Annotated in this window: 23 protein-coding genes; 22 read left to right on the top strand and 1 reads right to left on the bottom strand. The window is 70.4% G+C overall.

Annotated elements, in window-relative coordinates; genetic code table 11:
- Positions 1-140 precede the first annotated feature (140 nt).
- Positions 141-917, bottom strand: coding sequence for a ferredoxin--NADP reductase (locus ACVCL3_RS08790; protein WP_395116162.1), 777 nt, complete (start codon positions 915-917; stop codon positions 141-143).
- A gap of 409 nt (positions 918-1,326) precedes the next feature.
- Here ACVCL3_RS08790 and ACVCL3_RS08785 point away from each other — a divergent pair, with 409 nt between their 5' ends.
- The 22 genes from ACVCL3_RS08785 to ACVCL3_RS08680 all read left to right on the top strand — a co-directional run bounded on the left by ACVCL3_RS08785 (position 1,327) and on the right by ACVCL3_RS08680 (position 26,845).
- Positions 1,327-2,307: a sigma 54-interacting transcriptional regulator gene (locus ACVCL3_RS08785; protein WP_395116164.1), complete on the top strand. Its 981-nt coding sequence runs from the start codon at positions 1,327-1,329 to the stop codon at positions 2,305-2,307.
- Positions 2,308-2,570: 263 nt separating this feature from the next.
- Positions 2,571-4,016 carry a C2 family cysteine protease gene (locus tag ACVCL3_RS08780; protein ID WP_447101028.1) on the top strand — a complete coding sequence of 482 codons (1,446 nt, stop codon included), beginning with the start codon at positions 2,571-2,573 and terminating at the stop codon, positions 4,014-4,016.
- 243 nt (positions 4,017-4,259) lie between these two features.
- A complete protein-coding gene (locus tag ACVCL3_RS08775; protein ID WP_447101027.1) occupies positions 4,260-4,535 on the top strand; it encodes a hypothetical protein in 276 nt (91 codons plus the stop codon).
- Between the two features lie 37 nt (positions 4,536-4,572).
- Entirely contained in the window at positions 4,573-6,090 is a 1,518-nt protein-coding gene (locus ACVCL3_RS08770) for a phage tail sheath family protein (protein WP_395116170.1), read from the top strand.
- A 10-nt stretch (positions 6,091-6,100) separates the two neighbouring features.
- On the top strand, positions 6,101-6,628 hold the full coding sequence (locus tag ACVCL3_RS08765; protein WP_447097374.1) for a phage tail protein: 528 nt from the start codon (positions 6,101-6,103) through the stop codon (positions 6,626-6,628).
- Positions 6,629-6,633: 5 nt separating this feature from the next.
- Positions 6,634-7,371 (top strand): T4 family baseplate hub assembly chaperone, encoded by a 738-nt coding sequence (locus ACVCL3_RS08760; protein WP_447101026.1) that lies wholly within the window; start codon positions 6,634-6,636, stop codon positions 7,369-7,371.
- The gene (locus tag ACVCL3_RS08755; protein WP_447101025.1) at positions 7,368-8,114 is read left to right on the top strand and encodes a hypothetical protein; all 747 of its coding nucleotides are present in this window, start codon (positions 7,368-7,370) and stop codon (positions 8,112-8,114) included. Before ACVCL3_RS08760 ends, ACVCL3_RS08755 begins: the two co-directional genes overlap by 4 nt.
- Complete coding sequence (locus tag ACVCL3_RS08750; RefSeq protein WP_447101024.1) at positions 8,111-9,355, top strand: DUF4255 domain-containing protein; 1,245 nt, start codon at positions 8,111-8,113, stop codon at positions 9,353-9,355. Before ACVCL3_RS08755 ends, ACVCL3_RS08750 begins: the two co-directional genes overlap by 4 nt.
- On the top strand, positions 9,352-11,502 hold the full coding sequence (locus ACVCL3_RS08745; protein ID WP_447101023.1) for an ATP-binding protein: 2,151 nt from the start codon (positions 9,352-9,354) through the stop codon (positions 11,500-11,502). The genes ACVCL3_RS08750 and ACVCL3_RS08745 overlap by 4 nt, the downstream gene beginning before the upstream one ends.
- Positions 11,499-11,786, top strand: a complete 288-nt coding sequence (locus ACVCL3_RS08740) for a hypothetical protein (protein ID WP_447101022.1) — start codon at positions 11,499-11,501, stop codon at positions 11,784-11,786. The genes ACVCL3_RS08745 and ACVCL3_RS08740 overlap by 4 nt, the downstream gene beginning before the upstream one ends.
- A gap of 1 nt (position 11,787) precedes the next feature.
- Positions 11,788-12,609 carry a hypothetical protein gene (locus ACVCL3_RS08735; protein ID WP_447101021.1) on the top strand — a complete coding sequence of 274 codons (822 nt, stop codon included), beginning with the start codon at positions 11,788-11,790 and terminating at the stop codon, positions 12,607-12,609.
- A gap of 13 nt (positions 12,610-12,622) precedes the next feature.
- On the top strand, positions 12,623-14,737 hold the full coding sequence (locus ACVCL3_RS08730) for an eCIS core domain-containing protein (RefSeq protein ID WP_447101020.1): 2,115 nt from the start codon (positions 12,623-12,625) through the stop codon (positions 14,735-14,737).
- Between the two features lie 52 nt (positions 14,738-14,789).
- The gene (locus ACVCL3_RS08725; RefSeq protein ID WP_447101019.1) at positions 14,790-15,446 is read left to right on the top strand and encodes a hypothetical protein; all 657 of its coding nucleotides are present in this window, start codon (positions 14,790-14,792) and stop codon (positions 15,444-15,446) included.
- Between the two features lie 28 nt (positions 15,447-15,474).
- Positions 15,475-16,083 (top strand): M15 family metallopeptidase, encoded by a 609-nt coding sequence (locus ACVCL3_RS08720; protein ID WP_447107252.1) that lies wholly within the window; start codon positions 15,475-15,477, stop codon positions 16,081-16,083.
- Positions 16,084-16,125: 42 nt separating this feature from the next.
- Positions 16,126-16,446, top strand: a complete 321-nt coding sequence (locus tag ACVCL3_RS08715) for a LysM domain-containing protein (protein WP_447101018.1) — start codon at positions 16,126-16,128, stop codon at positions 16,444-16,446.
- Entirely contained in the window at positions 16,439-17,575 is a 1,137-nt protein-coding gene (locus tag ACVCL3_RS08710; protein WP_447101017.1) for a hypothetical protein, read from the top strand. The genes ACVCL3_RS08715 and ACVCL3_RS08710 overlap by 8 nt, the downstream gene beginning before the upstream one ends.
- The gene (locus ACVCL3_RS08705; RefSeq protein ID WP_447101016.1) at positions 17,572-18,078 is read left to right on the top strand and encodes a phage baseplate assembly protein V; all 507 of its coding nucleotides are present in this window, start codon (positions 17,572-17,574) and stop codon (positions 18,076-18,078) included. The genes ACVCL3_RS08710 and ACVCL3_RS08705 overlap by 4 nt, the downstream gene beginning before the upstream one ends.
- Positions 18,079-18,089: 11 nt before the next feature.
- Positions 18,090-18,413, top strand: coding sequence for a hypothetical protein (locus tag ACVCL3_RS08700; protein WP_447101015.1), 324 nt, complete (start codon positions 18,090-18,092; stop codon positions 18,411-18,413).
- Between the two features lie 8 nt (positions 18,414-18,421).
- Positions 18,422-18,781 carry a GPW/gp25 family protein gene (locus tag ACVCL3_RS08695; protein ID WP_447101014.1) on the top strand — a complete coding sequence of 120 codons (360 nt, stop codon included), beginning with the start codon at positions 18,422-18,424 and terminating at the stop codon, positions 18,779-18,781.
- Positions 18,778-21,516: a putative baseplate assembly protein gene (locus ACVCL3_RS08690; RefSeq protein ID WP_447101013.1), complete on the top strand. Its 2,739-nt coding sequence runs from the start codon at positions 18,778-18,780 to the stop codon at positions 21,514-21,516. Before ACVCL3_RS08695 ends, ACVCL3_RS08690 begins: the two co-directional genes overlap by 4 nt.
- On the top strand, positions 21,513-24,614 hold the full coding sequence (locus ACVCL3_RS08685) for a putative baseplate assembly protein (protein ID WP_447101012.1): 3,102 nt from the start codon (positions 21,513-21,515) through the stop codon (positions 24,612-24,614). The genes ACVCL3_RS08690 and ACVCL3_RS08685 overlap by 4 nt, the downstream gene beginning before the upstream one ends.
- Entirely contained in the window at positions 24,611-26,845 is a 2,235-nt protein-coding gene (locus tag ACVCL3_RS08680) for a hypothetical protein (RefSeq protein ID WP_447101011.1), read from the top strand. Before ACVCL3_RS08685 ends, ACVCL3_RS08680 begins: the two co-directional genes overlap by 4 nt.
- The last annotated feature ends 2 nt before the right edge of the window (positions 26,846-26,847 follow it).

Below are 26,847 nucleotides of genomic sequence, written 5' to 3'. Positions count from 1 at the left end.
GGACACTATGGCATGCAACCGCGCGTCGTTCGCACCATTCGCGGCCGTGGCCGGTCATCGGCGAACTGCAGGAACGCACCGTGTGCGCGATGCTTGCTTTTACGTGACGACCAGGTTGCGCACAGGGTGCGCTCCCGCAGCTATTTCTCGACGAAGGCGCGTTCGACCACGTAATCGCCCGGCTCGCGCGTGCGCGGCGAAGCTTCGAAACCGCGGCCGTCGAGCAGGGTGCTGAGGTCGTCGAGCATGGCCGGGCTGCCGCACAGCATCACGCGGTCGGTTTCCGGGTTGAGCGGCGGCAGCCCGGTGGCCGCGCTCAGCGCGCCGTCGACGATCGCATCGGTGATGCGGCCGTGGTGGCGGAACGGCTCGCGCGTGACGGTGGGGTAGTAGATCAGCTTCTCGCGTACCAGCTCGCCCAGGTATTCGTGCTGCGGCAGCTCATGCTCCAGGTAGTGCGCGTAGGCGAGATCGTCGATGCGGCGCACGCCGTGGGCCAGCACGATCCGTTCGAAGCGCTCGTAGGTGTGCGGGTCGCGAATGATGCTGAGGAACGGTGCCAGGCCGGTGCCGGTGCCGAGCAGGTACAGGTTGCGGCCGGGCTTGAGGTCGCCGAGCACCAGCGTGCCGGTGGGCTTGCGCGTGACGATCAGCGGGTCGCCGGGCTTGAGGTGCTGCAGGCGCGAGGTCAGCGGGCCGTCGGCGACCTTGATCGAGAAGAACTCCAGGTGTTCCTCCCAGCTGGCGCTGGCGATGGAATAGGCGCGCATCAGCGGGCGGGTTTCCGCCTCCAGGCCGATCATCACGAACTGGCCGCTGTCGAAGCGGAAGCCGGGGTCGCGGGTGGTGCGGAAGCTGAACAGCGTGTCGTTCCAGTGCTGCACGTCGATCACGTGCTCGGTTGCCATGGCCACCATCAGGGGGTTTCTCGTCCGGGTGATCGGCGGCGCAGGGCGCCGGCCGTCGGGTTGCAGGAGGTCGTGGCCGCGGCCATGCAGCGGGGCGCGAAGCGCGCGGCGGTCAACCTGCAAGGATACGCCAGCACCCCGGTGATCGCCGAATCGGATTCCGTGACGGGTTGCCGCATCCCCCGTGCGGGCATCGTGTATCAGGTGATCGTAGGTCGCCGCCTACATCCTTGGCCTCCCGCGGATGGCAGCAGACGCGTTCTTGAACTACAGCCGCCGGCTGCGCATACTGCGACCGTTGCTCCGATCCGGCGGCGCCAGGCCGGACGGGAAGGAAGCCAGGGGGATTCCTAGGCACGCCGATCACGGCGCGGCGGGGTTTTCTTGAGGTCGACTTCGGGAGCTGATGATGCCGATCATGATCGGCCAATCCCAGGCAATCGTCGCGGTGCGCGCGCAGTTGCAGCGCTTTGCCGCCTGCGACGTGCAGGTGCTGATCGAGGGCGAAACCGGCACCGGCAAGGAAGTCGCCGCGCGCGAAATCCACTACGCCAGCGCTCGCCGGGATTTTCCCTTCGTGCCGGTCAATTGCGGCGCCATCCCCGACAGCCTGATCGAGAGCGAACTGTTCGGCCATGGCCGCGGCGCCTTCACCGACGCCAAGGTGGCCCAGCCCGGCCTGGTCGACCATGCGCGCGGCGGCACCCTGTTCCTGGATGAGGTCGATGCGCTCTCGGCCAAGGGCCAGGTGACCTTGCTGCGCTTCCTGCAGGACAGCGAGTACCGCCCGGTCGGCGGCGGTGCCATGCGCACCTCGGATGCGCGCATCATCGCCGCCACCAACAGCTGCCTGGCACGGCAGGTGGAGGCCGGCCGCTTCCGGCGGGATCTGCAGTACCGGCTCAATGCGCTGTACCTGCAGTTGCCGCCGCTGCGCGAGCGCGAGGGAGACGTTGCCCTGTTGGCGCAGCATTTCCTGCACGCGGTGGCGATTCGCCTGCACGGCCCCTTCAAGCACTGGAGCGAGCCGGCGATGGCGGCGCTGCAGGCACATGCCTGGCCGGGCAACGTGCGCGAGCTGGACAACGTCGCGCTGCGTGCCTACATGTGCAGCGACGACGCCATCGTCGGCCTGACCGCGCTGGCCGCAGCCGATCCGGCCTTCATCGGTCCGCGACCGCAGCCGCGGCGGCGGGCGAACGAACCGGAGCTCGGCTTCCGCGTGGCCAAGACCCGTGCGATCCACCAGTTCGAGCACGACTACCTGGTGCAGCTGATGCAACGTGCCAGCGGCAACATCAGCGCCGCCGCGCGGCTGTCCGGCACCGAGCGTCGCCAGCTCGGCAAGCTGCTGGTCAAGCACGGCATCGGCATCAAGGCTTTCCGCACGCGCCAGTGAATTTCCGAGGCCGCCGCGGCCGCGGGTGCGCCGTTACCCATGGCGCGCGCGGAACGGGTCAGCACTGCCCCGGCATCGAGCCGCGGAATCGTTCGCGCCCACCTGCCGCGCCATTTTTCGTCCTCCGTTCCATGGCATGCCTGTTGCCAGTCCAGCGATGGACTGGCGCCGCGGGGAGGTGACGAATCCCGCCGGGCCGGCCCCGCGTCGCGATCGTTGCTTCCGGGCCGCGCAAGGCGCGCCACCTGGCCGGGGAGAACGAGATGGCAACGTCGAAAACCAGCAAGTCGAAAACCGCATCCAGCCGACCCCCTGCGCGGTCGGCATCGGCCCGTGCGCGCACCGCCGCGGCCAGCGGGGGACAAGGGCAGAACTGCGCGGTGATCAACCCCTACGCACTGGCCGAGCTGGTCGCCGGCCAGCCGATTCCGTGGAACGAGGTTCCCGATGTGCCCCGCGTGCTGGAACAGGTGCTGGCCACGCCCTACGAGGAGCTGTTCGATCCCAAGTTCGGCGGCCCGCTCTACATCGGCATGGCACTGGACGCGAACCTCAAGCTGGTGCCGCAGCGCTCGCCGCTGCTCGACCTGCCACCGCGCGGCGAAGGCAACGACGCCACCGGCGGTGGCCTGGAGAGCGTCGACCAGTACGCCACGCTGGCCGCGCTGGCCAGGGCGGGCGCGCTGAAATCCATCCTGGATTGGCCGATCCTGTGCGCCGACCTGTCGCGCTTCGCGCGACTGCAAGTGGTGCTGCGATTGCCGCCGGCGCTGCGCGACTTGCAGCTGGGCAACGCGCTGTCCGCCGACGTGGTGCGTGCGATCACCGTCGACACCCACCTGGTCAAGCAACTGGCCGTCACTGGCTGGACACCGCCGGGCGCGCACTGGGCCGCATCGGGCGACTTCTTCAACGAGACCGCCGAGTTCTTCGATCCGGTGCAGGGCGCCGTGGCCAATTGCTATTACATCGCGGCGCTGTCGGCGGTGGCCTGGGCCACGCCGTTCCGGCTGGCGCACCAGACCCGCGCCACCGGCCCCAGCCAGGCGCAGTTCAACGACCAGATCAGTTTCTGCGAGCCCGACTCCGGTGGCACCCTGGACCGCGCGATCCAGGTGACCGAAGCGGTGCCGTTGACCGCGGGCGGCTACCCGATCTACTGCCGCTCCAGCGAAAGCGGCGAGAGCTGGCCGGCCATCTACGAGAAGGCCTACGCCAAGCTCAAGACCGGCACCGCCACCGACATGCCCGACATCACCCAGACCGCCTGGGGCGATTGCGTGTGGGCCACCGCCCAACTCAACGGCGGCACGCGTCACTACTACAACACCGCCGACCACAGCGCCGACGAGCTGTGGCAACTGCTGCGCTCCAACTGCCTGTCGTATCGCACCTTCAATCCGATGACGGCGTGGACTTACTCGACCGGCGATGCGGCGCCCGACCATGTCGACTACGCCAGCGCCCACGTGGTGGGCTCGCACTGCTACACCGTGCTCGGCTGGGCGTACGCCCGGTGCCGGCGCTGGATCGTGCTGCGCAACCCCTGGGGCAACACCGAGGCCACCGCCAGCGTGCTGGACGCCACCATCTCGATGTACGACGTGAGCTGGTGGCGGCCAATCACGCTGAAGACCACCGATGGCGTGTTCGCGATGGAGATCGGCGCGTTCAAGAAATACTTCGCCGGTTTCGGCACCGCCCATTGAACGCGCCGTGGCCGCCCTCCGCACCAGTCCGAAGCCTGCGCCGCGTCTGCCCCGTGGCAAGCGGCGCGGGAGAAGCAACCGGGCAAACCGGGTGCAATCGTTCGCGCTGCGCCTCGGGGCCGGGTCAGTCCTGACCCGGTCGCATCGCCGCCGGCGGGGCCGCGGCCCGGCGCCATGCCGTTTTCACGCCGGCGGCCACTGGCACACTCGTTGCCAGAGTCGACGCAGATGCGGGATGTCGCCATGACCAAGCCCTCGACTAGCGGGTCCCCGGCAAGCGATGACGACGAGATTCGCCATTCGGTGCTGGCGTATCTGCAGGATCACCCGCGCGCGGCAGACACCTTGCGCGGCGTCGTCAACTGGTGGTTGCCGCAGCAGCGCTACGAGAACAGCCGCCAGCGCATCGAACAGGTGCTGGCGGCGCTGGTGGCGGAGGGCCTGCTGCATCGCGACCGGCTCCCCGATGGCGAGGTGTTGTACGCGTTGAACGAGCACCGGCGACCGCCGCCGCATTGATCGCCACAGGGGTTTTCACTTTCGGAGGACCGATCCCATGCCATCTGCGCTCACCTATCCGGGCGTCTACATCGAGGAAATTCCCAGCGGCGTGCGCACCATCACGGGGGTGGCCACGTCGATCGCGGCGTTCGCCGGCTGGGCGCCGCGCGGGCCGACCGGGCGCGCCGCCCTGGTGCTCGGCTACGCCGACTTCGCGCGCCAGTTCGGCGGCATCGACAGCCGCAGCCTGCTCGGCTACGCGGTCAACCAGTTCTTCGCAAACGGCGGCCAGCAGGCTTACATCGTGCGCCTGGTCGACGCCAGCGCGAAGGCGGCCAAGGTCACCCTCGACGGCAAGCTGCTGCTTGCCGCGAGCAGCGAAGGTCTCTGGGCCAACGACTTCGCCGTGGTCATCCGGAAATCGAGCTTCGACGCCAGCCGGTTCCGCCTGAGCGTGGTGAACTGGCAGCTCGACCCTGCCGGCGTGGCGGTGGAGACGTTCGACAACCTGTCGATGAAGGCCGACGACGCCCGCTTCGTCACCAGCGTGCTGGCCGCGCAGTCCGCCTACGTCACGGCTGCGGTGCAGGGTGGAGCCACCGATCCGCCCGCGGATACCGCGGCCGGCAACATTCCCGACGGCGCGAAGCTGGCCGGCGGCGCCGACGGCACGGTGCTGGCGCCGAACGACCCCGCGTTCGAGACCGCGCTGCTGCCGCTGTCCGGCACCGGTGGTCTGTACCAGCTCGATCGCGTCGACCTGTTCAACCTGCTGTGCGTGCCCGGCGAAACCGGTACCGGCACGATCTCCGCCTTGCAGAAATTCTGCCGCGATCGCCGCGCGTTCCTGATCGCCGACAGCGCCGATGGCACCACCTTCGACACGCAGAAGGACGGCCCCGGCGACATCACCGGCGACGACGCGATCAACGCCGCGTTCTACTACCCGTGGATCATCGCCGCCGATCCGCTGCAGCAAAACCGGCCGCGCGCGTTCCCGCCCAGCGGCTTCGTGGCCGGCATCTACGCGCGCACCGACGCAGCGCGCGGCGTGTGGAAGGCGCCCGCCGGCAGCGAGGCCAGCGTGACCGGCGCGCTCGGCGTCGGCACCGTGCTCACCGATGGCGAAAACGGCGTGCTCAATCCGCGGGCGATCAACTGCATCCGCAACTTCCCGGTCTACGGCACCGTGGTGTGGGGCGCACGCACCCTGCAGGGCAACGACGAACGCGGCTCGGAGTGGAAGTACGTGCCGGTGCGGCGCACCGCACTGTTCATCGAGGAGAGCCTGTATCGCGGCACCCAGTGGGTGGTGTTCGAGCCGAACGACGAACCGCTGTGGTCGCAGATCCGCCTCAACGTGGGCGCCTTCATGCAGAACCTGTTCCGCCAGGGCGCGTTCCAGGGCAAGACGCCGAACGACGCGTACTTCGTGAAGTGCGACAAGGAAACCACCACGCAGAACGACATCAACCTCGGCATCGTCAACATCGTGGTCGGCTTCGCGCCGCTCAAGCCCGCCGAGTTCGTGGTCATCCAGCTGCAGCAGATGGCCGGCCAGATCCAGTCTTGAGGAAACCACCATGGCTCAGTTCAGCGTCAATGCGCAGCGCTTCGATCCGTACAAGAACTTCAAGTTCCGGGTGAAGTGGGATGGCCGCTACGTGGCCGGCATCAGCAAGGTGTCGGGCCTGAAGCGCACCACCGAGGTGGTCAAGCACCGCGAGGGCGGCGACCCCAGCAGCACGCGCAAGTCGCCGGGACGCACCGAGTACGAGGCGATCACCATCGAGCGCGGCGTCACCCACGACACCGAGTTCGAGAAGTGGGCGAACAAGGTGTGGAACTTCGGCGCCGGGCTCGGCGCGGAAGTCTCGCTGAAGGACTTCCGCAAGGACCTGATCCTCGAGGTCTACAACGAGGCCGGCCAGCTCGCGCTCGCCTACAAGCTGTACCGCTGCTGGGTCTCGGAGTACCAGGCGATGCCCGACCTGGACGCGAACGCGAACGCGGTGGCGATCCAGCACCTGAAGCTGGAGAACGAGGGCTGGGAGCGCGATGTCGGTGTGTCGGAGCCGGCCGAGCCGAGCTTCACCGTACCCGCCGGCTGAGCGCCATGCACACGCCCACCCCCGCGCAGCTGCTGCAGGTCTGGGAACGCGGGGGCGAGCCGTCCGCCGCGGCACGCGGACTGTTGCTGCTTGGCTGCAGCTGCGACGACGAAGCCCCTGTCGATGCACTGGCGGCGATGCCGCTGGGTCGGCGCGACGCGCGGCTGCTCGAATTGCGCGAGCGCCTGTTCGGCGCCGCGATCGACGCGGTGGCGACATGCCCGCAATGCGCGGCCACGGTCGAAGCGACGTTCCGCTGCGACGACCTGCGGCTGCCGGATGCGGACGCCGCCGCCTCCACGCTGGAGCACGCCGCGCACGGCATCCGCGTGCAGTTCCGCCTGCCCGACAGCCGCGACCTGCTGGCGCTGGAAAGCTGCGGCGACGCCGGGGCTGCGCGCGCGCTGCTGCTCGAACGTTGCGTGCTCGCCGCGCAGCATGGCGGCGAATCGCTCGAGCCTCGCGTTTTGCCGCACGAGCTGCAGGCGCAGATCGCGCAGGCGATGGCGCAGGCCGATCCGCAGGCCGACCTGCAACTCGCGTTGCGCTGCCCGGACTGCGGCCACGAATGGCAGCCGCTGTTCGATATCGCGCGCTTCCTGTGGCAGGAGCTGCACGCCTGGGCGCTGCACATGCTGCGCGAGGTGGACACGCTGGCCGCCAGTTACCACTGGGCCGAGGCCGACATCCTCGCGCTGAGCCCCCGCCGCCGCCAGGCCTACCTGGAGCTGTGCGCGCCATGAGCGATTTTCTCGACCGGCTGGCGGCACGCGCGATCGGCAGCGGGGCGGCGCTGGCGCCACGGCTGCCGTCGCTGTTCGAACCGCTGCAGCGGGCGCCGGTCATGCCGTCGGCCGACGAGAGCGAGGCGCCCGCGCGCGCTCGCGAGGCGAGCCCGGCAGTGCCGCCAGTGCCGGATGTCGCACCGCCACCGCGCGCGCCGACCCATGCGCGCGAGTCGATCGAGCCACGTGCCGCCCGCGTCGCGCCGGTGGAACGCCCGGCGTTGCCGACGACGGCAGGCACCGCCGCCGATGTACCGCACGCGCCGATGCCGTCGCCGCCGCGCGCGGCCTCGCCGGTGCGCGCCATCGGCGCCGAACAGGCCAGCACGCCGCCCACGCCGGAACGTCCGGCGGTCACTTCCTCGTTCGCCTTCCCGCGCCCGCCGCGCGTGGCGCCCACTCGCCGGGAAGCCGCATCGACGCCCGCACCGAACGGCGTCTTGCTGCCTGCACCAGCACCGGTGTTTGCCGCGACCGGCGCGGCATCCACGCGATCCGAACGCACCGTCGCCGCGCGGGCCGCTGCCGCGCGAGCCGAAGGCAAGGCCGATGCAGCGCGCGAGCCGGTGGTACACGTGAGCATCGGCCGGCTCGAAGTGCGCGCCACGCCGGCGGCTGCCGCGCCGCCGCGTCGTCGCGACGGCCCGCAGCCGGGCAGCCTCGACGACTACCTGCGCCAGCGCGGCAAGGCCTCGCCATGAGCAACGTGCTGGCCATCGCCGCGACCACGCGCACGCTGCGCAACCTGCTGCTGGCGCAGATGCCCGTGCTGGATGCGGAACTGAGCGACCTGGAGGTGACCCTGCAGCCGCCCGACGTGGCGCGCAAGGGGATCAGCAAGGCGCAGCTCAACCTGTTCCTGTACCAGGTGGTGGCCAACGCGGCCTGGCGCAACCTCGACCTGCCGGGGCAAGTGCGTCCCGGCGAGACCGCGCCGCCGCCGCTCGCGCTGAACCTGCATTACGTGATCACCGCCTGGGGCCGCGGCGAGAACGACAACGATGCGCTCAGCCACCGCGTGCTCGCCGCCGCGATGAGCACCCTGCACGACCGCGGCGTGCTCGACGGCAACGACATCCGCAACGCGCTGCCGGACAACGACCTGGCCGGCCAGATCGAGCGCGTGCGCGTCACCCCGCTGCCGCAGAGTGTGGACGAGCTGTCCCGGCTGTGGACCGCGTTCCAGACCAACTACCGCGCCTCGGCCGTCTACGAGGCGGCGGTGGTGCTGATCGACAGCCAGGCGGCGATGCGTGCGCCGCTGCCGGTGCTGCGGCGCGGCCCGGAGGATCGCGGCGTGATCGCCACCGCGTCCGCCGCCGCGGTGCTGGATGCGCTCGATTACCCGCGCCATCAGGCCGCCGTGCGCCTCGGCGAGGACATCGTGCTGAACGGTCGCCAGCTCGCGGCGGATCATGCGCTGGCCCGCTTCAGCAGCCTGCGCCTGGACGCGCCGATCGATCTCGCCCCGCTGCCCGGCGACGCCGCCGGCACGTTGCGCGTGCATCTCGCCGACACCGCCGACGATGCCGATGCCGTCGCGCGCTGGGCGCCGGGCATCTACACCGTGGCCCTGCTGGTGCAGCCGCCGGGACTGCCGCCGCTGCTCAGCAACGAGTTGCCGCTGGTGCTGGCGCCGCGCATCACGCTCGGCTCGCTCGCCGCCGCGGCCGGCGACTTCGCCTTGAACCTGACCTGCACGCCGCGCATCCGCGACGGCCAGCGCGTGTTCCTGCTGTTCGGCGACCGCCTGCTGGCGCCGGCCAGCCTCGGCAACCCGGCCGACACGCACCAGCCGACCGCGCTGGTCTTCCAGCTCACCGGCGTGGCCGCGGGCAGGTACACCGTGCGCCTGCGCGTGGATGGCGCCGACAGCATCCCGGTCGACTTCAGCGGCAGCACGCCCGCATTCGCCGCGGACCAGCAGGTGGTCGTGTCATGAACGACTACGCGCCGTGGCTGGAAGCGAACGACCGCTACCTCGCCGGTGCGCTGGCCGAGCTGCGCGCGCGGCTGGAGCGCGCCGCGCAACGGCACGATACGCCGCCAGCGGCACCGGCGGCGGCCACCGCGCTGATGGAATCCGCGCCGGCGGTGAGCGCGCCGGCCGGGCCGAAGCATTCCTGGGTCGCGCGGCTGTTCAGCGCCCAGCACGCACCGCCGCCGCTTGCGGCGGCGAATGCCGACGAACCGTCCGCCGCCCGACCGCTCGTCGCCGCCGTGCCGGATGACGGCACGGCCGCTGCCGCGCCGGGCGCTGACGAGGGCAACCACACCCCCGCGCTGGCCGTGCTCGCGAACCGCCTCGGCCTGTCCGCGTTCGAGCGCGACGTGCTCCTGCTGTGCATCGGCATGGAACTGGACACGCGTTTCCCCGCGCTGTGCGCGCAGGCCCAGCACGATCCGGCGCGGCCGTATCCCACCTTCGTGCTGGCCTTCGCCGTGCTCGATGCGCCGAGATGGGACGCGCTGTCGCCGCAGCGGCCGCTGCGCTACTGGCGCCTGCTCGACATCCACCAGCCCGGCGCGCAGCCGCTGATCGGCGCGGCGCTGAGTGCCGACGAGCGCGTGGTGAATTTCGTCAAGGGCATGAACTACCTGGACGACCGGCTGACGCCGCTGCTCACCGCCTTGCCGCCGGCCACGCTGCCGCCGTCGCAGCAGGCGGTCGCCGATCAGCTGCTGGACAGCCTGCACCACGTGCCGCCGGGCGAGCCGCTGCCGCTGGTGCAACTGCTGGGCAGCGACAGCGTCAGCAAGCAGGCGATCGCGCAGGCCATTGCCGCCGCGTTCGGCGCGCAGGCCTATCGCTTGTCGGCGGAGCTGCTGCCGGCCGCGGTCGCCGAACAGGAAACCCTGCTGCGGCTGTGGCAGCGCGAAAGCCAGCTGCTGCCGCTGGCGTTGTACCTCGACGCGGCCGAGGTCGAACACGGCGACGCCGCTGCCGCGTGGGTCAAGCGTTTCCTCGCGCGCACCGACGGGCTCGCCTTTGTCGACGCGCGCGAGCCGTGGGCGGGTGCGGCCACGCATGCGCTCAGCGTCGACGTGGTCAAGCCCACCGCCGTCGAGCAACGTTCGCTGTGGCAGCGCCTGCTCGGCGACGCCGCCGGCGCGCTGCCGCAGCAGCTGGCCGGCCATTTCGATTTCAACCTGGGCAAGATCGAGCAGATCGCGCACGGTGCGCTGGCGGCGGCCGAGGGCAAGCCCGCCGCGCTGGCGCCGACGCTGTGGCAGGGCGCGCTGGCACACACGCGGCCGGCATTGGATCAACTCGCCCAGCGGATCGAGCCGAAGGCCGGCTGGGACGACCTGAAACTGCCCGACAGCGAGAAGGCCCTGCTGCGCCAGATCGCCGACCAGGTCGCCCAGCGCACGACCGTCTACGACGACTGGGGTTTCCGCCAGCGGATGAATCGCGGGCTGTCGATCAGCGCGCTGTTCACCGGCGAGAGCGGCACCGGCAAGACCATGGCGGCGGAAGTGCTGGCGCAGGAACTCGGCCTGTCGCTGTACCGCATCGACCTGTCGGCGGTGGTCAGCAAGTACATCGGCGAGACCGAGAAGAACCTGCGCAAGCTGTTCGACGCGGCCGAGGACGGCGGCGCGATCCTGTTCTTCGACGAGGCCGACGCGCTGTTCGGCAAGCGCAGCGAAGTGAAGGACAGCCACGACCGCTACGCCAACATCGAGGTGAACTACCTGCTGCAGCGGCTGGAGTCGTTCCGCGGGCTGGCGATCCTGGCCACCAACATGAAGGGCGCGCTGGACAGCGCGTTCCTGCGCCGGCTGCGCTTCGTCATCAACTTCCCGTTCCCCGGCACGGCCGAACGCAAGGCGATCTGGGCCTCGGTGTTCCCGCCGCAGGCCGCGGTGGGTGCGCTGGACCTGGAGCGACTGGCGCGTTTCGCACTCAGCGGCGGCAGCATCCAGGGCATCGCGCTGAACGCGGCGTTCATGGCGGCCAAGGGCGGCGTGCCGGTCGGCATGCCGCTGCTGCTGGATGCCGTGCGCACCGAATACCGCAAGCTGGACAAGCCGATCAACGAAGCGGACTTCCGCTGGCTGGAAAGCGCCGGAGGCAAACCGTGAGCATCGAGCTGCACATCGAGCGGCTGGTGCTGGACGAGGCGCTGCTCGGCGGCGAACGCGCGGGCAACGTGCGTGCCGCGCTCGAAGGCGAGCTGGCCCGCTTGCTGACGCGGCCAGGCGCCGTCGACGCGCTGCGCGGTCTCGGCGCCGTGGCCACGCTGCCGGCGGCGACGCTGCCGGCGGCCAGCCATCCGCACGAGCGCCTCGGCCCGCGCATCGCCACGGCGGTGCAGCACGGCCTCGGCATCACGCCCGCCGCGCGCGTCGCGGGCAAGGAGCATTGACATGAAAGCGATCCCCAAACCCCGTCCCGACGGCATCGTGCGTTTCGGCAAACGGAAGGCCAGACGCGACGACCGCAACCTGATGTTTGCCGCCCTGCTGAAGGCGCCGCCCGTGCTGCCGGCCGAATACGACTTCGACGTGGTCCACCACGGCATCCCCACGCCGATGTTCGGCAACGACCAGTACGGCGACTGCGTGATCGCCGGCCGCGCGCACCAGACCCTGCGCTTCGAGAAGGCCGAGCAGAACAAGCTGATCGCGATCAGCGACAACGACGTGCTGCACGAATACTTCGGCGAAACCGGTGGAGCGGACAGCGGCCTGGTCGTGCTCGATTCGCTGAAGAAGTGGCGCAGCAAGGGCTGGCTCGCCGCGAAGCGGCGCTACAGGATCAAGGCCTTCGCGCAGATCGACCAAGGCAAGCGCAGCGAGGTCAAGCGCGCGGTGTTCATGGACATCGGCGTCGGCCTCGGCTTCAGCCTGCCCGACGCGGCGCTGACCCAGTTCTACGCCGGCAAGCCATGGGCGGTGGTGGGCGGCAAGGCCGGCCAGCCGAATCCGCGCAACGGCCACTACGTCTACGTGCCCGGCTACACGAAGAGCGGCCCGGTCTGCGTCACCTGGGGCCGCAAGCAGCAGATGAGCTGGGCCTTCCTCGTCAAGTACTGCGACGAAGCCTACGCGGTCATCGACGCGATCGACACCGCGAAGAAGAAGCGCGGACTGGATGCGGGCAAGCTCGACGCCTTCCTCGCCGGGTTGCGCAAGACGAAGCGGGCGGCGAAGAGGGCGGCTGCGCGCACCGGAGGCGGACGTGGCTGAGCGCAGCGCCAGCATGGCGGCGGCGCAGGTGGCCCCGGCAACCGCCTTCGTGCTGCAGCGGAAGTGCGGCTGTGGCCGGCATGTGCCGGGCGGCGGAACGTGCGCCGAATGCGCCCGCAAGCGCCATCCCTTGCAACGCAAGGCCGGGCCATCCCTCGCGTCCGGCACCCAGGCACCGGACGCGGTGCTGGCCGTGTTGCGTTCGCCCGGAACGCCGCTCGATCCGGCCGCCCGCCAGTACATGGAGCCGCGGTTCGGCCGCGATTTCTCCGCGATACGCGTGCATGCCGACGACAGTGCGGCGGCTTCGGCCAGGGCCGTGGGCGCGCTGGCATACACCGTGGGGCAGCACATCGTGTTTGCCGAGGGGCAGCTCGCCCCGCGCTCCGCCGCGGGGCGCCGCCTGCTGGCGCACGAGCTGACGCATACCCTCCAGCAGGGCACGTCACCGGCGTCGTTGAGTCCCCGGCTCGCCGTCGGTGCGGTGGATTCGAGCGCCGAAATCGAGGCGGATCGCGTTGCCGACCGGGTGGTGACCGGTGCCGCCGTGCCAGCCGTACGCGCCGCGCCTTCCGCCGCCTTGCAGCGCCGGCCCGGACCGACGCTGGCCGACACGCCGGATGTCGCCGACGCCGAACCGGATTTCAAATCTCCGCAACTGCGAGGCGGTCGCGGGCGTGCTGCCAGCGTCGATGGCGGAAAGCGTGGCGACGACCAGGTCGTCATTCGCATCATCCGCTATCTGTGTGCCTGCGCCGGACGCAACGTCACGCGCACGAGGGCATCCGCGCAGCTGACCCCGAATCCCGGCGTGACGCTGGAGATCTGCAGCGGCAAGGTCACCGCGCGGGTCACTGGCGACATCGTTCCCAAGACTCTCACGACGGGTACGGCGAAGGTCGGCGTGGACGTCAACGTCGCAGGCAACGTGAATGTCGGCGTGCAGGGGCAGGTGCAGAACACCGGCAAGGAGCCGCAGGCCGGCGGTTCGGCGGATGTCCGCGTCAAGCTGCCGAACGGCGGCCAGATCGGCGGCAGCGGGGGAGTCCTGAAGGGAACGCAGTCGGGAAAACTGGACATACAGGCGGGGGCCGGCTACGAAACGCCGGGTGGCACCAGGATCGGCGTTCAAGTAACCGATACGCCGGGCGGCCCCTTCACGATCACCGGTGGCGTGGGCGGAAATCTTCCCGGCCAAACCGTCAGCGACCAGACCTGCCGCGAATGCCGCTGCCCGGTTTCCTACCAGTGCTACGAGGACATTCCACCGCGCGATGTCCAGGAGCCGGTCACCGTGGATGTCGTGCAGCGCGGCCGGTTGCGCTACTACTTCAGTCTGGACAGCGACCGCGACACGCTTGATCCGCAGTTGAAGGGAGAGTCGAAGCACACCCTCGATGAGGTAGCACAGCAGGTCGCGGCGGGAAGTCAGGTCAATTCCATCAGCGGCTATGCCTCGCCGGAAGACAACCGCGAAAAGCCCGAGCCGAACCAGAAGCTCTCGCTGTCGCGCGCACGGCGCCTGCGCGACCTGCTGGCTCAACGGCTCGGTACGCGCGTCCCGCTGCCGGCGCCGATGGCCGGTGGCGAACTGCTCGGTCGCGTGCCGACGATCGCGCCGGGCAGCAGCCTTGCCGACGCCCTGCGCGACGTGGGCTTCGGCGATGCGGAAGACGTCACCCAGTTCCTGGTCGGCGGCGACATCCCCAACCCCCGGCTTGCTGATCAGTTCCTTGGCCTGCTCGATCGCGTCACCGACCCGGGTGAGCGGTTGAAGCTGTTCGGCGTGGCCGCCGATTCACCGGCGGCACCGAAGCTGCTGGCCGCGATCGAACAATTCCGCAAGAACCGGGGCCGGGGGCGTCGCCCATGGGAAGGCATCTTCGGCTACCTGCGCTACGCGACGGTCGAGCTCGGCACCATGCACAAGGAACAACGCATGGAGCAGCACCGGACCAGCGGCTCGCTCACCCCCATGAACGAGGCGGCCTGCAAGCCCTATTCGCGCCAGGCGGAGGACGCGGGCAAGTTCGGCCCGGCCGAGAGGGAGCCGGACAGGAATGCCGATTGTCCCCTGGGCGAACCACGCAACCAGCCGGAGACCGCAAAGCAATGCAACTACGACTGACTCTGCATGGGCCGGGCCGGCTGGACCGCTTGCCTGGCTGCGGCCACCAGCCATGAGCACCTTCCCCGGCTCCCCGCGCATTCTCAAGGGCGGCATCGTGCTGATCGACGCGGCCAGCTCGGCGGTGCTGCGGGTGATAGCGCTGCAGTACAACCCCGATTCGCTCACGCGCTCGCTGCAGGTGCAGGCGGTCAGCGCGGATGGCGGCGATCGTTCCGAGGTGCTGCGCCTGAAGGGGCCGCCGGTGGAGACGCTGAAGCTGGAGGTGGAGATCGACGCCACCGACCAGCTGGAATTTCCGGAGCAGAACGGCGGGGTCGCCGAGTCCGGCATCTTCGCCCAGCTGGCGGCGCTGGAAACCATGGTCTACCCGAGCAGCGGGCAACTGCGCGCGAACGATGTGCTGGCGCAGATCGGCACGCTGGAAATCGTGCCGATGGAGACGCCGCTGGCGCTGTTCGTGTGGAGCAAGTCGCGCATCCTGCCGGTGCGCGTCACCGAGTTCGGCATCACCGAGGAAGCGTTCGACACCGCGCTGAACCCGATCCGCGCCAAGGTCAGCCTGGGGTTGCGCGTGCTGTCGGTGAACGACGTGCCCTCCGGGCACAAGGCGGCCAGCCTGTTCATGAGCTACCTGCAGCAGAAGGAGCGCCTGGCCGGCCGCGCGGGCGGCCAGCTGTCCGCGCTCGGCTTGAGCGGCGTGCCGTGAATACCCCGCGAACACATCGGAGAACGACATGCGCATCGAGGAAATGATTGCCGCCGTCCAGCGGACCCTTGGCGTCGAGGTGGACGGCAAGGCCGGCCCGCAGACCTGGGGCGCGATCTACGCGCGGCTGGTGGACAAGAAGATCGATCAGATGAAGCCGGCCGAAGCCGTTTCGCCGGTGGACGATCGCAGCGAGAAGGTGATCGCCACGCTGCTGCCGCAGGTACGCCCGATTGCGCGCGCCCTGGTGCAGAAGGCGGCTGCCGCCGGCATCAGCATCCGCGTGATCAGCGGCTTGCGCAGCTACGAGGAGCAGGCGGCGTTGTATGCGCAGGGGCGCACGGCGCCGGGGAAGAAGGTGACCAACGCGCGCGCCGGCTACTCCAACCACAACTTCGGCATCGCCTTCGACATCGGCGTGTTCGAGGGCAACCGCTACCTGCCGGAGTCGCCGAAGTACAAGGCCGTCGGCGCGCTGGGCATGGACCTGGGCCTGGAGTGGGGCGGCAACTGGAAAACCATCGTCGACCAGCCGCACTTCCAGTTGCGACCCGCCTGGGCGGCCCACGAAAGCGAGCAGCAGATGCTGGCCGAACTGCGATCGAGGAAGGATCGCGGCGAGGCGGTGTACGCCTGACATCACCGGAACGATCGACACGCCCGCGACGGAGCAGCCTCCATGACCTCGAATTTCCCGCCCACCAGCCGCTACGCGCTGACGCCCACGACCAGCCTCGTGCGCGCCGACGGCAGCATGGTGACGTACCTGAAGCGCCGCTTCGTGCCGCCGCCGGAAAGCCTCGCCCTGCTGCAGTGGCATCGCGTGGTGCAGGGCGAGCGGCTGGACAACATCGCGGCGAAGTACCTGGGCGATCCGGAACAGTTCTGGCGGCTGTGCGACGCGAACCGCGCGCTACGGCCGGAGGAGCTGACCGAAACCATCGGCAGGAAGCTGCGCATCACCTTGCCCGAAGGCATCCCGGGGGTGCCGCATGCTTGAGGGAATCCACCTGACCTTGCTGGTCGGCCCGGTGGTGCCGGTGCCGGTGCCGCAGCTCGTGCTGGATGCGCTGACCCGGATCGAGGTGAACGCGCCGGACGAGGCGGCCGGTGCGTTCACCCTGCAGTTCACGCTGAGCGTGCAGTCGCCGCTGCACACGCTGTTTCTGCTCTCGGGCGGCGGCGTGGTGCCGCTGCTGCGGGTGATCGTGGTGGTCACCGTGAACGGCATGCCGCAGGTGCTGATCGACGGCGTGGTGACCCGCACCGAAGTGGTGCCCGGCGCGGACCAGCGCCACACCACCTTGCAGGTCACCGGCGACGACCTCACCACGGTGATGACCAAGCTCGAATTCTCCGGCCTGCCCGGGGTGCCGTACCCGGCGATGCCGGCCGAGGCGATCGTGGCGCTGCTGCTGGCGAAATACGCCTTCCTCGGCATCGTGCCGCTGGTGATCCCCAGCATCGCGATGGACGTGCCGATCCCGACCAACCGCATCCCGACCCAGCAGGGCAGCGACCTGGACTACATCCGCCTGCTGGCCGAGCGGGTCGGCTACGTGTTCTACCTCGAGCCCGGCCCGCTGCCCGGCATGAGCACCGCGTACTGGGGGCCGAAGATCAAGGTGGGTGTGCCGCAGCCGGCGCTGAACGCGGACATGGACGCGGCCAGCAACGTCGACGAGCTCAGCTTCAGCTACGACGGCAACGCGCGGCAGCTGCCGGTGGTCTACATCCAGAACGAGCAGACCAAGCTGCCGCTGCCGCTGCCGATCCCGGACATCGGGCCACTCAATCCGCCGCTCGGCCTGATCGATCCGCCGCCGCAGCAGTTCCGCCCCTTGCCCGAGACCGCGAAGTATTCGCCACAGCGCGCGCTGCTTCTGGGCATGGCCGAGGCGGCAAAATCGGCCGACACCGTCACCGGCAAGGGCAGCCTCGACGTGGTGCGTTACGGCCGCGTGCTGAAGTCGCGCCAGCTGGTCGGCGTGCGCGGCGTGGGGCCCGCATTCGACGGCCTGCACTACGTCAGCCAGGTGCGTCACACGATCAGGCGCGGCGAGTACAAGCAGAGCTTCGAGCTGTCGCGCAAGGGACTGGTCTCCGCCGTGCCGCTGGTGCTGCCATGAACAAGTTCTTCGGCAAGTACCGCGGCACCGTGATCCAGAACGTGGACCCGGAACAGCGCGGGCGCATCCAGGCGATGGTGCCGGACGTGTCCGGGCTGATCCCGTCGAGCTGGGCGATGCCGTGCGTGCCGGTCGCCGGCAAGCAGAGTGGCGTCTACGTGGTGCCGCAGATCGGCGCCGGCGTGTGGATCGAGTTCGAGCAGGGCGATCCGGATTATCCGGTCTGGGTCGGCGGCTTCTGGGGCAGCGCGGCGGAAGTGCCGGCGCTGGCGCTGGCCGGCAATCCGGCCAGCCCGAGCGTGGTGCTGCAGTCGGGCCTGCAGAACACCATCGCGATCAGCGACGTGCCGGGGCCGGCCGGCGGCATCCTGCTGAAGAGCGTCACCGGCGCGATGATCATGGTCAACGAGGTCGGCATCACGATCTCCAACGGCCAAGGCGCCACCATCGTGCTCGCCGGGCCGACGGTGACGGTCAACAACGGCGCGCTGGTCGTGACCTAGGGAGATGCGCGATGCCGGGCTTCCTCATCCATGTCGGCGCCAGCGTGCTCTGCTCGCACGGCGGGCAGGCGAAGGCCACCGCACCGAATCCGCGCGTCACCGTCAGCGGCCAGCCAACGGTGACGATGCCGGCGCCGTGGCTGGTTGCCGGCTGCGCGCTGCCGCCGCCGACGGCGGCAAACGGGCCATGCGTCAGCGCGCAGTTCGTCACTGCCGCCACCCGCGTGACTTCCAACGGCCAGCCGCTGCTGCTCATCGACAGCCAGGCGATCTGCGCGCCGACCGGCACGCCGCTGCTGATCGTCGCCAGCCAGACGCGCGTCACCGCGATGTGAGGAAGGCCATGAACATCGACTACCCGTTCCATTTCGACAACCGCGGCCGCAGCGCGGAAACCGATGACGACGAGCATGTGCGCGACATGATCGAGCAGTTGCTGTTCACCAATCCCGGTGAACGCGTCAACCGGCCCGACTTCGGCAGCGGTCTGCTGCAACTGGTGTTCGCGCCGAACAGCCCGGAGCTGGCCGCCGCGCTGCAGTTCACCCTGCAGGCGGCATTGCAGCGCTGGCTGGGCGACGTGATCGACGTGGGCAAGCTCGAAGTCAGCAGCGAGGACGCCACCTTGCGCGTCGACCTCAGCTACACCGTGCGCGCCAGCGGCGACACGCGCAGCGACAGCTTCGTGCGGAGCCTGCCATGAACCGCGCGAACGCCCATGCGAGTCCCCGCACGATCGGCTGCGCGCCGCTGCCGGCCTGCAGCGTGCCGGCGCGGCGCGAGAAGCTGCGGCTGGCCGGCACGCTCAACGGCATCGACTACGTCGAGGTCGGCGACGATGGCACCAGCCTGTGCGTGCATTTGTTCGGCGAGATCCCGCAAGGCCTCGGCGTGACCAACGTGCGCATCAGCGGCGGCGACCGCATCACCGGCCTGCGCGTGCTCAGCGTGAACCCCGAGCTGGAACCGGACATGCACGATGACGCCTGCCTGCGCGTGGTGCTCGACCGCGAAGGCGACCACACCGCGTACTGCCTGTGCCTGGTGGATGCGGCCTCCGGCAATGACCCGGCGAGCTGGCAGGCCTATCCCGGCTTCGATCCGCGCTATGCCTGCGTCCCGCTGCACTTCCGCCTGGACTGCGCGAAGACGCTGGACTGCGCCGACGAGACGCCGTGCGTGTCGCCACCGTCGCCCGCGCCGGAGATCAACTACCTCGCCAAGGATTACGCCAGCTTCCGCCAGCTGTTCCTCGACCGCCTCGCGCTGGGCATGCCGGCGTGGCAGGAGCGTCACGTGCCGGACCTCGGCATCGCGCTGGTGGAGACGCTGGCGTACACCGCCGACTACCTCAGCTACTACCAGGACGCGGTCGCCACCGAAGCCTACCTGGGCACCGCGCGCCGACGCATCTCGGTGCGCCGGCATGCGCGGCTGGTCGACTACCGCATGCACGAAGGCTGCAATGCGCGCGCGCTGGTGACGCTGGCCTGCAGCAACGACCTGAGCCTCGAACTGGCCAACCTGCTGCTGCTGGTGCCGCCGCCGGGACAGGATCATCCGCAGCCCGGCGTGATCGACGCGGCCCAGCTCGACGTGGCGCGTGCGCAGGGCGCGCTGATCTACGAGCCGATGCCGCTGGACGGCATGACCACGTTCGACGTGGTCGCCGCGCACAGCGCGATCCGGCTGCACAGCTGGGGCGACGAGCTGTGCTGCCTGCCACGCGGCAGCACACGGGCGACCTTGGTCGACACGCCGCCACCCACGCCGGAAGCGCCGCCCGTCGTGCTGCTGGCGACAACGGACACCGCAAGCGCGCCGACGCGCGCGCTGAAGCTGGCCGTCGGCGACCTGCTGATCTTCGAGGAAGTGCGGGGACCGCAGACCGGCAACCCGGCCGATGCCGATCCCGCACACCGGCACGCGGTGCGCCTCACGGACGTCCGGACGTCCGTCGATCCGCTGGACGGCACGCTGCTGCTGGAGGTGGCGTGGGATACCTGCGACGCGCTGCCGTTCGACCTGTGCCTGTCGGTGCGCACGCCGGCGCCGGACTGCGCATGGCTGCACGACGTCAGCTTGGCGCGCGGCAACGTGCTGCTGGTCGACCACGGCGAGCACGTGCGCGGGCAGTGCACGTCCGCCGCGATCTGCATGCCCGACGGCCGCGACGGCGATTACCCCGGACTGACCGCCGCGCTCGCCGCGATGCCGGATGCCTGCACGCGCTGCGGCACGCTGGCCGAGGACTGCTGGCTGGTGCCGGGCAGCACGCAGTACGGCTGCTGTCATTGCGACGGCGCGGTGCAGGACGTCCGCCGTTCGCCGTCCGACACCGGCCACGTGCTGCCGGATACGCCGCTGACCTGGGCCGAGCCGTTGCCGCCGCACGCGCCGGTATGCCAGCTGCTGGCGCGCGATCCGCGGCACGCGCTGCCGCAACTCACCGTCCACAGCGGCTCGCTCGACGAGGTGCTGGTGGCCGGCACGCCGGACTCGCGCTGGCAGTGGCTGCCGCGCCAGGACCTGCTGGCGAGCGGTCCGGACGACCGCCACTTCGTGGTCGAGATCGACGACGACGGCGCCGCCCACCTGCGTTTCGGCGACGGCGTGCTTGGCGCGCAGCCGCAAGCCGGCGATTTCTTCCGCGCCGCCTCGCGCATCGGCAACGGCCCGGCAGGTAACGCGGGCCGCGACAGCATCGTGTGGCTGGCGTTGAAGTCAGGCGTGCTGTCCGCCGAGCTGCAGCCGCGCAACCCGCTGCCGGCCGGCGGCGGCACCGCGCCGGAGAGCCTGGCCGAGGTGAAGCTGTATGCGCCCGGCGCATTCCGCGCCAAATCGCTACGCGCAGTCGTTGCCGACGACTACGCGAGGTTCGCCGCGCAGGCGCCGGAGCTGCAGGGTGCGGCCGCCGCGCTGGCGTGGAGCGGCAGCTGGTACGCCGCCGACGTGGCGGTCGATCCACTGGGCCGCGAGGACCTGCCGGCGGGCCTGGCGCGGCGCATCCGCGCACAACTGGAGCGCTACCGCCGCATCGGCCACGACGTCGAGGTGCATGCGGCCTGCTACGTGCCGCTGCGCATCGCGTTGTTCGTCTGCGTGCTGCCGGACTTCCTCGTCGCCCACGTCGAGGCCGAGCTGCGCGACCGCTTTGGTTCGGGCCTGCGCCGTGACGGCACGCCCGGCTTCTTCCATCCGGATCGGCTGAAGCTGGGTGCACCGGTGTTCGTCAGCGCGCTGCTGGCCGAGGCGCAGGCGATCACCGGCGTGGCCCACGTCGAAGTGTCGTGCCTGGCGCGCGCCGACGACCCGACCGACGGCGTACCCGACGACGGCGTATTGCACCTGGCCGCGCGCGAAATCGCCCAGCTCGACAACGACCCGGATCATCCCGACCACGGCAGCATCAGCTTCAACATGGGAGGTGGCCGATGAGCTGCTGTAGAGCCTGTGGCAAACACGCCTGCGCCTGCGGTTGCGGCGCGATCGCCGGCACGCCGTTGTCGATGACCAACCGGCCGGGGCTCAACAGCCTCGCGTATCGCGTCGGCACCTATGCCGACTTCCGCGCCACCATGCAAGCCGACTTGAGCGATGCCGCACTGCCGGCGCTGGCCGGGCTGCGCACGCGCGAGCAGGACGATCCGGCGATGGCGCTGCTCGATGCGTGGGCGGTCGGCGCCGACGTGCTGAGCTTCTACACCGAGCGCATCGCCAACGAAGGCTACCTGCGCACCGCCACCGAACGCCGCTCGGTGCTGGAGCTGGCGCGGCTGCTCGACTACCGCCTGCGCCCCGGCGTCGCCGCCAGCGTGTACCTCGCCTACACGGTGGAGAAGGATTCGCCGCCGGTGACGATTGCCGCTGGCGCACGCGCGCAGTCGGTGCCCGCGCCGGGCGAGCAGATGCAGACGTTCGAGACCGCCGAGCCGCTGGATGCGCGCCACGAATGGAACGCGCTGCAGCCGCGACTGACCCGGCCGCAGAACATCACGCTCGACAACGTCGCCGGCCTCGGCGAGCTGTGGATCGCGAGCACTGCCAGCAACCTCAAGCCGAACGATCGCCTGCTGTTCCTGTTCGGCGACCTTGCCAGCGGCGTGCAGGCGATCCGCCTGGTGCAGTCGGTCGAGGTGCAGCAGCAGAGCGGGCGCAGCAGGGTGCTGTTGCGGCCGGTCGATGCGGCGACGGTGGGGATCGTGGCGGCGGCGAGCAAGGCGATCGCCGCGTTGAACGCGTCGGCCGCCGGGCCCCATCGCGAAAGATGGCTGGAAGGCATCGAGTCCGCGCGCAGGGATCTGCTGCTGGGCGGCGACAACGGCGGCAGCTTCGACGCGCTGATGAGTCGCCGGCTGGATGGCATTCCCGCCGGGCCGCCGGCCGTCGACGATTTCGAGAACGCGGTGGATGCGGCGTTCGGCACGGCTCCGCCGTCCGCCGGGTCGCCGGGCGGCTTCGGCGCGCTGTTCGGCGCGCTGACGCTCACGCCGACCCTGCAGCCGGCCAGCCGTTTCCGCCTGCAACGCAACATCGCCAGCGCGCTGGGCAAGGCCAGCGACGTGCGCCCGCAGCTGCTGCTGAATTTCGAGGCGCGGCTGGCCGACAACTTCTACCGCGCCTGGACCAGCGTGCCGCAGGGCGAGCCTTCGCCGGCACTGAGCGGCGTCCATGCACTGCGCGTGTCCGCGCCGCTGTTCGGCTACAACGCGCCGCAAAGCATCTCCATCACGCAGACGCCCGATGGTCATGGCGGCTCGACCTCGAAGGTCGCCACCACCGAGCTTTCGCTGGACGAGGATCCGAATGTCGTGCGCCTGGACAATGGCTACGACGGTGTGATGGCGGGCAGTTACCTGGTCATTCAACTGTCTGGCGACGTTCCCACGGTGGCGCGGGTGAAGAGCGTGCAGGTTCATCCGCAGCTGAGCTACGGCATCAGCGGCAAGACCACCGAGATCACGCTCGATGATCCGTCGGCTGATGGCGACTCGGTGGTGTGGCAGGTACCCAGCATGACGGCCTTGCGCAGCACGCAGGTGCATGCGCAGAGCGAACTGTTGTCGCTGGCCGAACTGACCATCGCCGACACGGTCGGCCGGGTTGCCGATGACGGCGCATCGCGCACGACCAGGGACAGCGCCACCCGGCTCACCCTCGACACCGCCGTCGACGGCCTCAAGGCCGGCCGCTGGGTGATCGTCGAGGGCCAGCGCAGCGACGTGCCGGGTACCGATGCGGTGACCGCCGCCGAGCTGGTGATGCTGGCCGCGGTGGAGCAGGGCACGGATGCAGGCCTGCCCGGCGATACCGTGCACAGCACCCTGGTGTTCGCCAACCAGGGCCTGGCATACAGCTACGTGCGCGACAGCGTGGCGGTGCATGCCAACGTGGTGCGCGCCACCCATGGCGAGACGCGCAACGAGGTGCTCGGCAGCGGCAATGGCGCGCTGTCGATGCAGGCATTCGTGCTGAAGCAGTCGCCGCTGACGTACGTTTCCGCCGCCACCGTCGACGGCGTGCAGAACATGCTCACGCTGCGCGTCAATGGCATGCAGTGGCACGAGACGCGCAACCTCGCCTTCGCCGGCGCGGCCGAGCGCAGCTTCGTCACCGCCATCGACGACGGCGGCAAGACCACGGTGCAGTTCGGCGACGGCACGCACGGCGCGCGGTTGCCCACCGGCATCGAGAACATCGTCGCCACCTACCGCAACGGCATCGGCACGCCGGGAAACGTGCGCGCGCAGCAGGTCAGCCTGCTGGCGACGCGGCCGCTCGGCGTCAAGGACGTGATCAACCCGTTGCGTGCTTCCGGCGGCGCCGACGCGGAGACGCGCGATCAGGCGCGCCGCAACGTGCCGCTGGCAGTGCTGGCGCTGGACCGGCTGGTCTCGGTGGCGGACTACGCCGACTTCGCGCGCACCTTCGGCGGCGTCGGCAAGGCGGCGGCGGTCAAGCTCGGCCACCGGGTGCAGGTGACCATTGCCGGTGCCGCCGATGCGCCGATCGACCCGAGCTCCGACCTCTACCGCAACCTGCTGCAGGCACTGCAGCGCTACGGCGATCCGTCGCTGTCGGTGCAACTGGACGTGCGCGAGCTGCTGGCGCTGACCGTGAGCGCGAAGGTGGGGCTGTTGCCGGACTTCGCGTGGGAGTCGGTCGAGCCGGCCGTGCGCGCGGCGCTGCTGGATGCGTTCGGCTTCGAGCGGCGCGCGCTGGCGCAGGCCGCCTACCTCAGCGAGCTGGTCGCCTGCATGCAGGCGGTGCGCGGTGTGGCCTGGGTCGACGTGGACGCGTTCGGCAGCCTCGACGAGGCGACTCTGCTGGCCGGCTTCGGCGTGGGCGGCGACAACAAGAATGGAAACGGTTCGTCGCTGCACGCCCAGGCGATCGTCACCGCCACCACGGTACCGCCGCGCGTGCAGGTGCTGCCCGCCCGCTACGACGACACCGGCGCGCTGCGCCCGGCGCAGCTGGCCTACCTGCCGGCGAACGTCCCCGACACCTTGCTGCTGCAGGAGGCCACGCCATGACTGCGCGCCCGGATCGGCTGTACGACCTGCTGCCGGTGGTCTATCGCATGCGCGATGCGGAGCAGGGCTGGCCGCTGCGCGACTTCCTGCGCGTGCTGGCCAGCCAGGCCGATGTGCTCGAGCAGGACATCGCCCGGCTGTACGACAACTGGTTCATCGAGACCTGCGACGACTGGGTGGTGCCGTATATCGGCGACCTGCTCGGTTACAGCTTGTTGCCCGAAGCGGCCACGCTGGGCGAGGACGGGCGCCGCGACGCCAGCCTCGGCCGCGTGCTGGCGCCGCGCGCCGACGTGGCCAACACGATCGACGCGCGGCGGCGCAAGGGCACGCTGTCGCTGCTGGAGGACCTGTCCCGCGACGCCGCCGGCTGGCCGGCGCGCGCGGTGGAGTTCTACCGCCGGCTCGGCTGGATGCAGCATCTCGATCACCAACACCCGCGCCGCGGCGGCACCGCCGACCTGCGCGATCCGGGGCGGCTGCAACGCATCGGCTGGGCCGACGGCGCGTTCGATCCGTTCGCGCACAGCGTCGATGTGCGGCGCATGGGCAGCGTGCATCGGCGCGGCCGCCACCACATCCCCGCCGTGGGCGTGTTCGCCTGCCGTCTGCGCAGTTATCCGGTGACGTGCACGCCGGCGTACTGCATCGAGGAACGCGGGCCGCAGTGTTTCAGCTTCAGCGTGCTCGGCAACGACACGCCGCTGTTCCAGCGTCCGCTGGAAGAGAGCGAACCCACCCACATCGCCGACGAGCGCAACCTGCCGCTGCCGTTGCGCCGCCGGCGTTTTGCCGAGCGCGGCCCGCTGGCCGATTACGCCAGCGTGTCGGCGGAACTCTACGGCGACGGTCGCAGCGTGCAGGTGTGGGCGCCGGACTGGCCGGCGAAAGGGCAGGGAACACCGGTGCCGCGCGAGGCGCTGATCCCGGCAAATCTGTCCGGCTGGCGCGGGCAGGTGAAGCGAGGGCGCGTGGCGCTCGATCCCGAACGCGGCCGCCTGCTGTTCCCGGCCAACCAGCGGCCGAAGCGCGGCGTATGGGTGAGCTACCAGTACGGCTTCGCCGCCGACCTCGGCGGCGGCGAATACGCGCGGACCACGCCGGAGCTGGAAGGCGCCACCCGCTACGTGGTGCATGCCGCCTTGCCGGATCACGCGGCGAGCGGCAACTGGCCGGCCGGCCACTTCGGCAGCATCGCCGACGCGCTGGCGGCGTGGGTGCAGGCCAAGGCAGCCACGCCGACGCTGCGCGCGCTGGTGATCGAACTGGCCGAAAGTGGCGTGTACGAGGGCAGCATCGACCTGCAGCTCGATGCGGGCGAGGCGATCCAGCTGCGCGCCGCCGAGCGCACGCGGCCGGTGCTGCGCCTGCTCGACGTGCGTGCCAGCCAGCCGGACGCGCTCAGCGTCAGTGGCCGCGCCGGCAGCCGCGTGCTGCTGGACGGCTTGCTGATCGTGGGCCGCGGCATCGAGGTGCGCGGGCCGGACGAGGAATCCGCTGCTGGCGGCGACCTGTGCGAGCTGCTGATCCGCCACTGCACGCTGGTGCCGGGCTGGGCGCTGCACTGCGACTGCGACCCGAAGCGCCCGGGCGAGCCCAGCGTCACGCTCGATGGCACGCGCGCGGCGCTGCGTGTCGAGCACAGCATCCTCGGCGCGATCATGGTGATCAGCCCCGAGCGCCGCGGCGAGCCGCCGCCGCTGGAACTGTGCGACAGCATCCTCGACGCCACCGGCATGGAGCGCGTGGCGCTGGGTGCGCCGGACGAGGCGGTGGCGTACGTCGAGGCCAGCTTCCGCCGCTGCACGGTGATCGGCGAAGTGCAGGCGCACGGCATCGCGCTGGCCGAGGATTCGATCTTCGCCAGCCCGCTGCGCGTGCTGCGCCGGGAGCAGGGCTGCGTGCGTTTCTGCCACGTGGCGGACGGTTCGCGCACGCCGCGTCGCTTCCATTGCCAGCCCGATCTGGCGCTGGCCGCGGTGGCGCCGGAGCAGCGCGCGCACGAACGGCTGCGCGTGGTGCCGCAGTTCCGCAGCCGGCGCTACGGCACGCCGCACTACCTGCGCCTGGCCGACGGCTGCTGCGCGGAGATCCGCCGCGGCGCGTCCGACCGTTCGGCAATGGGCGCCTGGCACGACCTGTACGAACCGCAGCGCGAGGCGAACCTCGCGGCGCGGCTGACCGAATACGTTCCGGCGGGCACGGACGCCGGCATCCTCTTTGCGAGTTAGGA

This window comes from Rhodanobacter sp. UC4437_H4 (genome assembly GCF_052978425.1).
The sequence above is the reverse complement of the archived record's forward strand: the minus strand, read 5'-3'. Positions and strand labels throughout refer to the sequence as shown.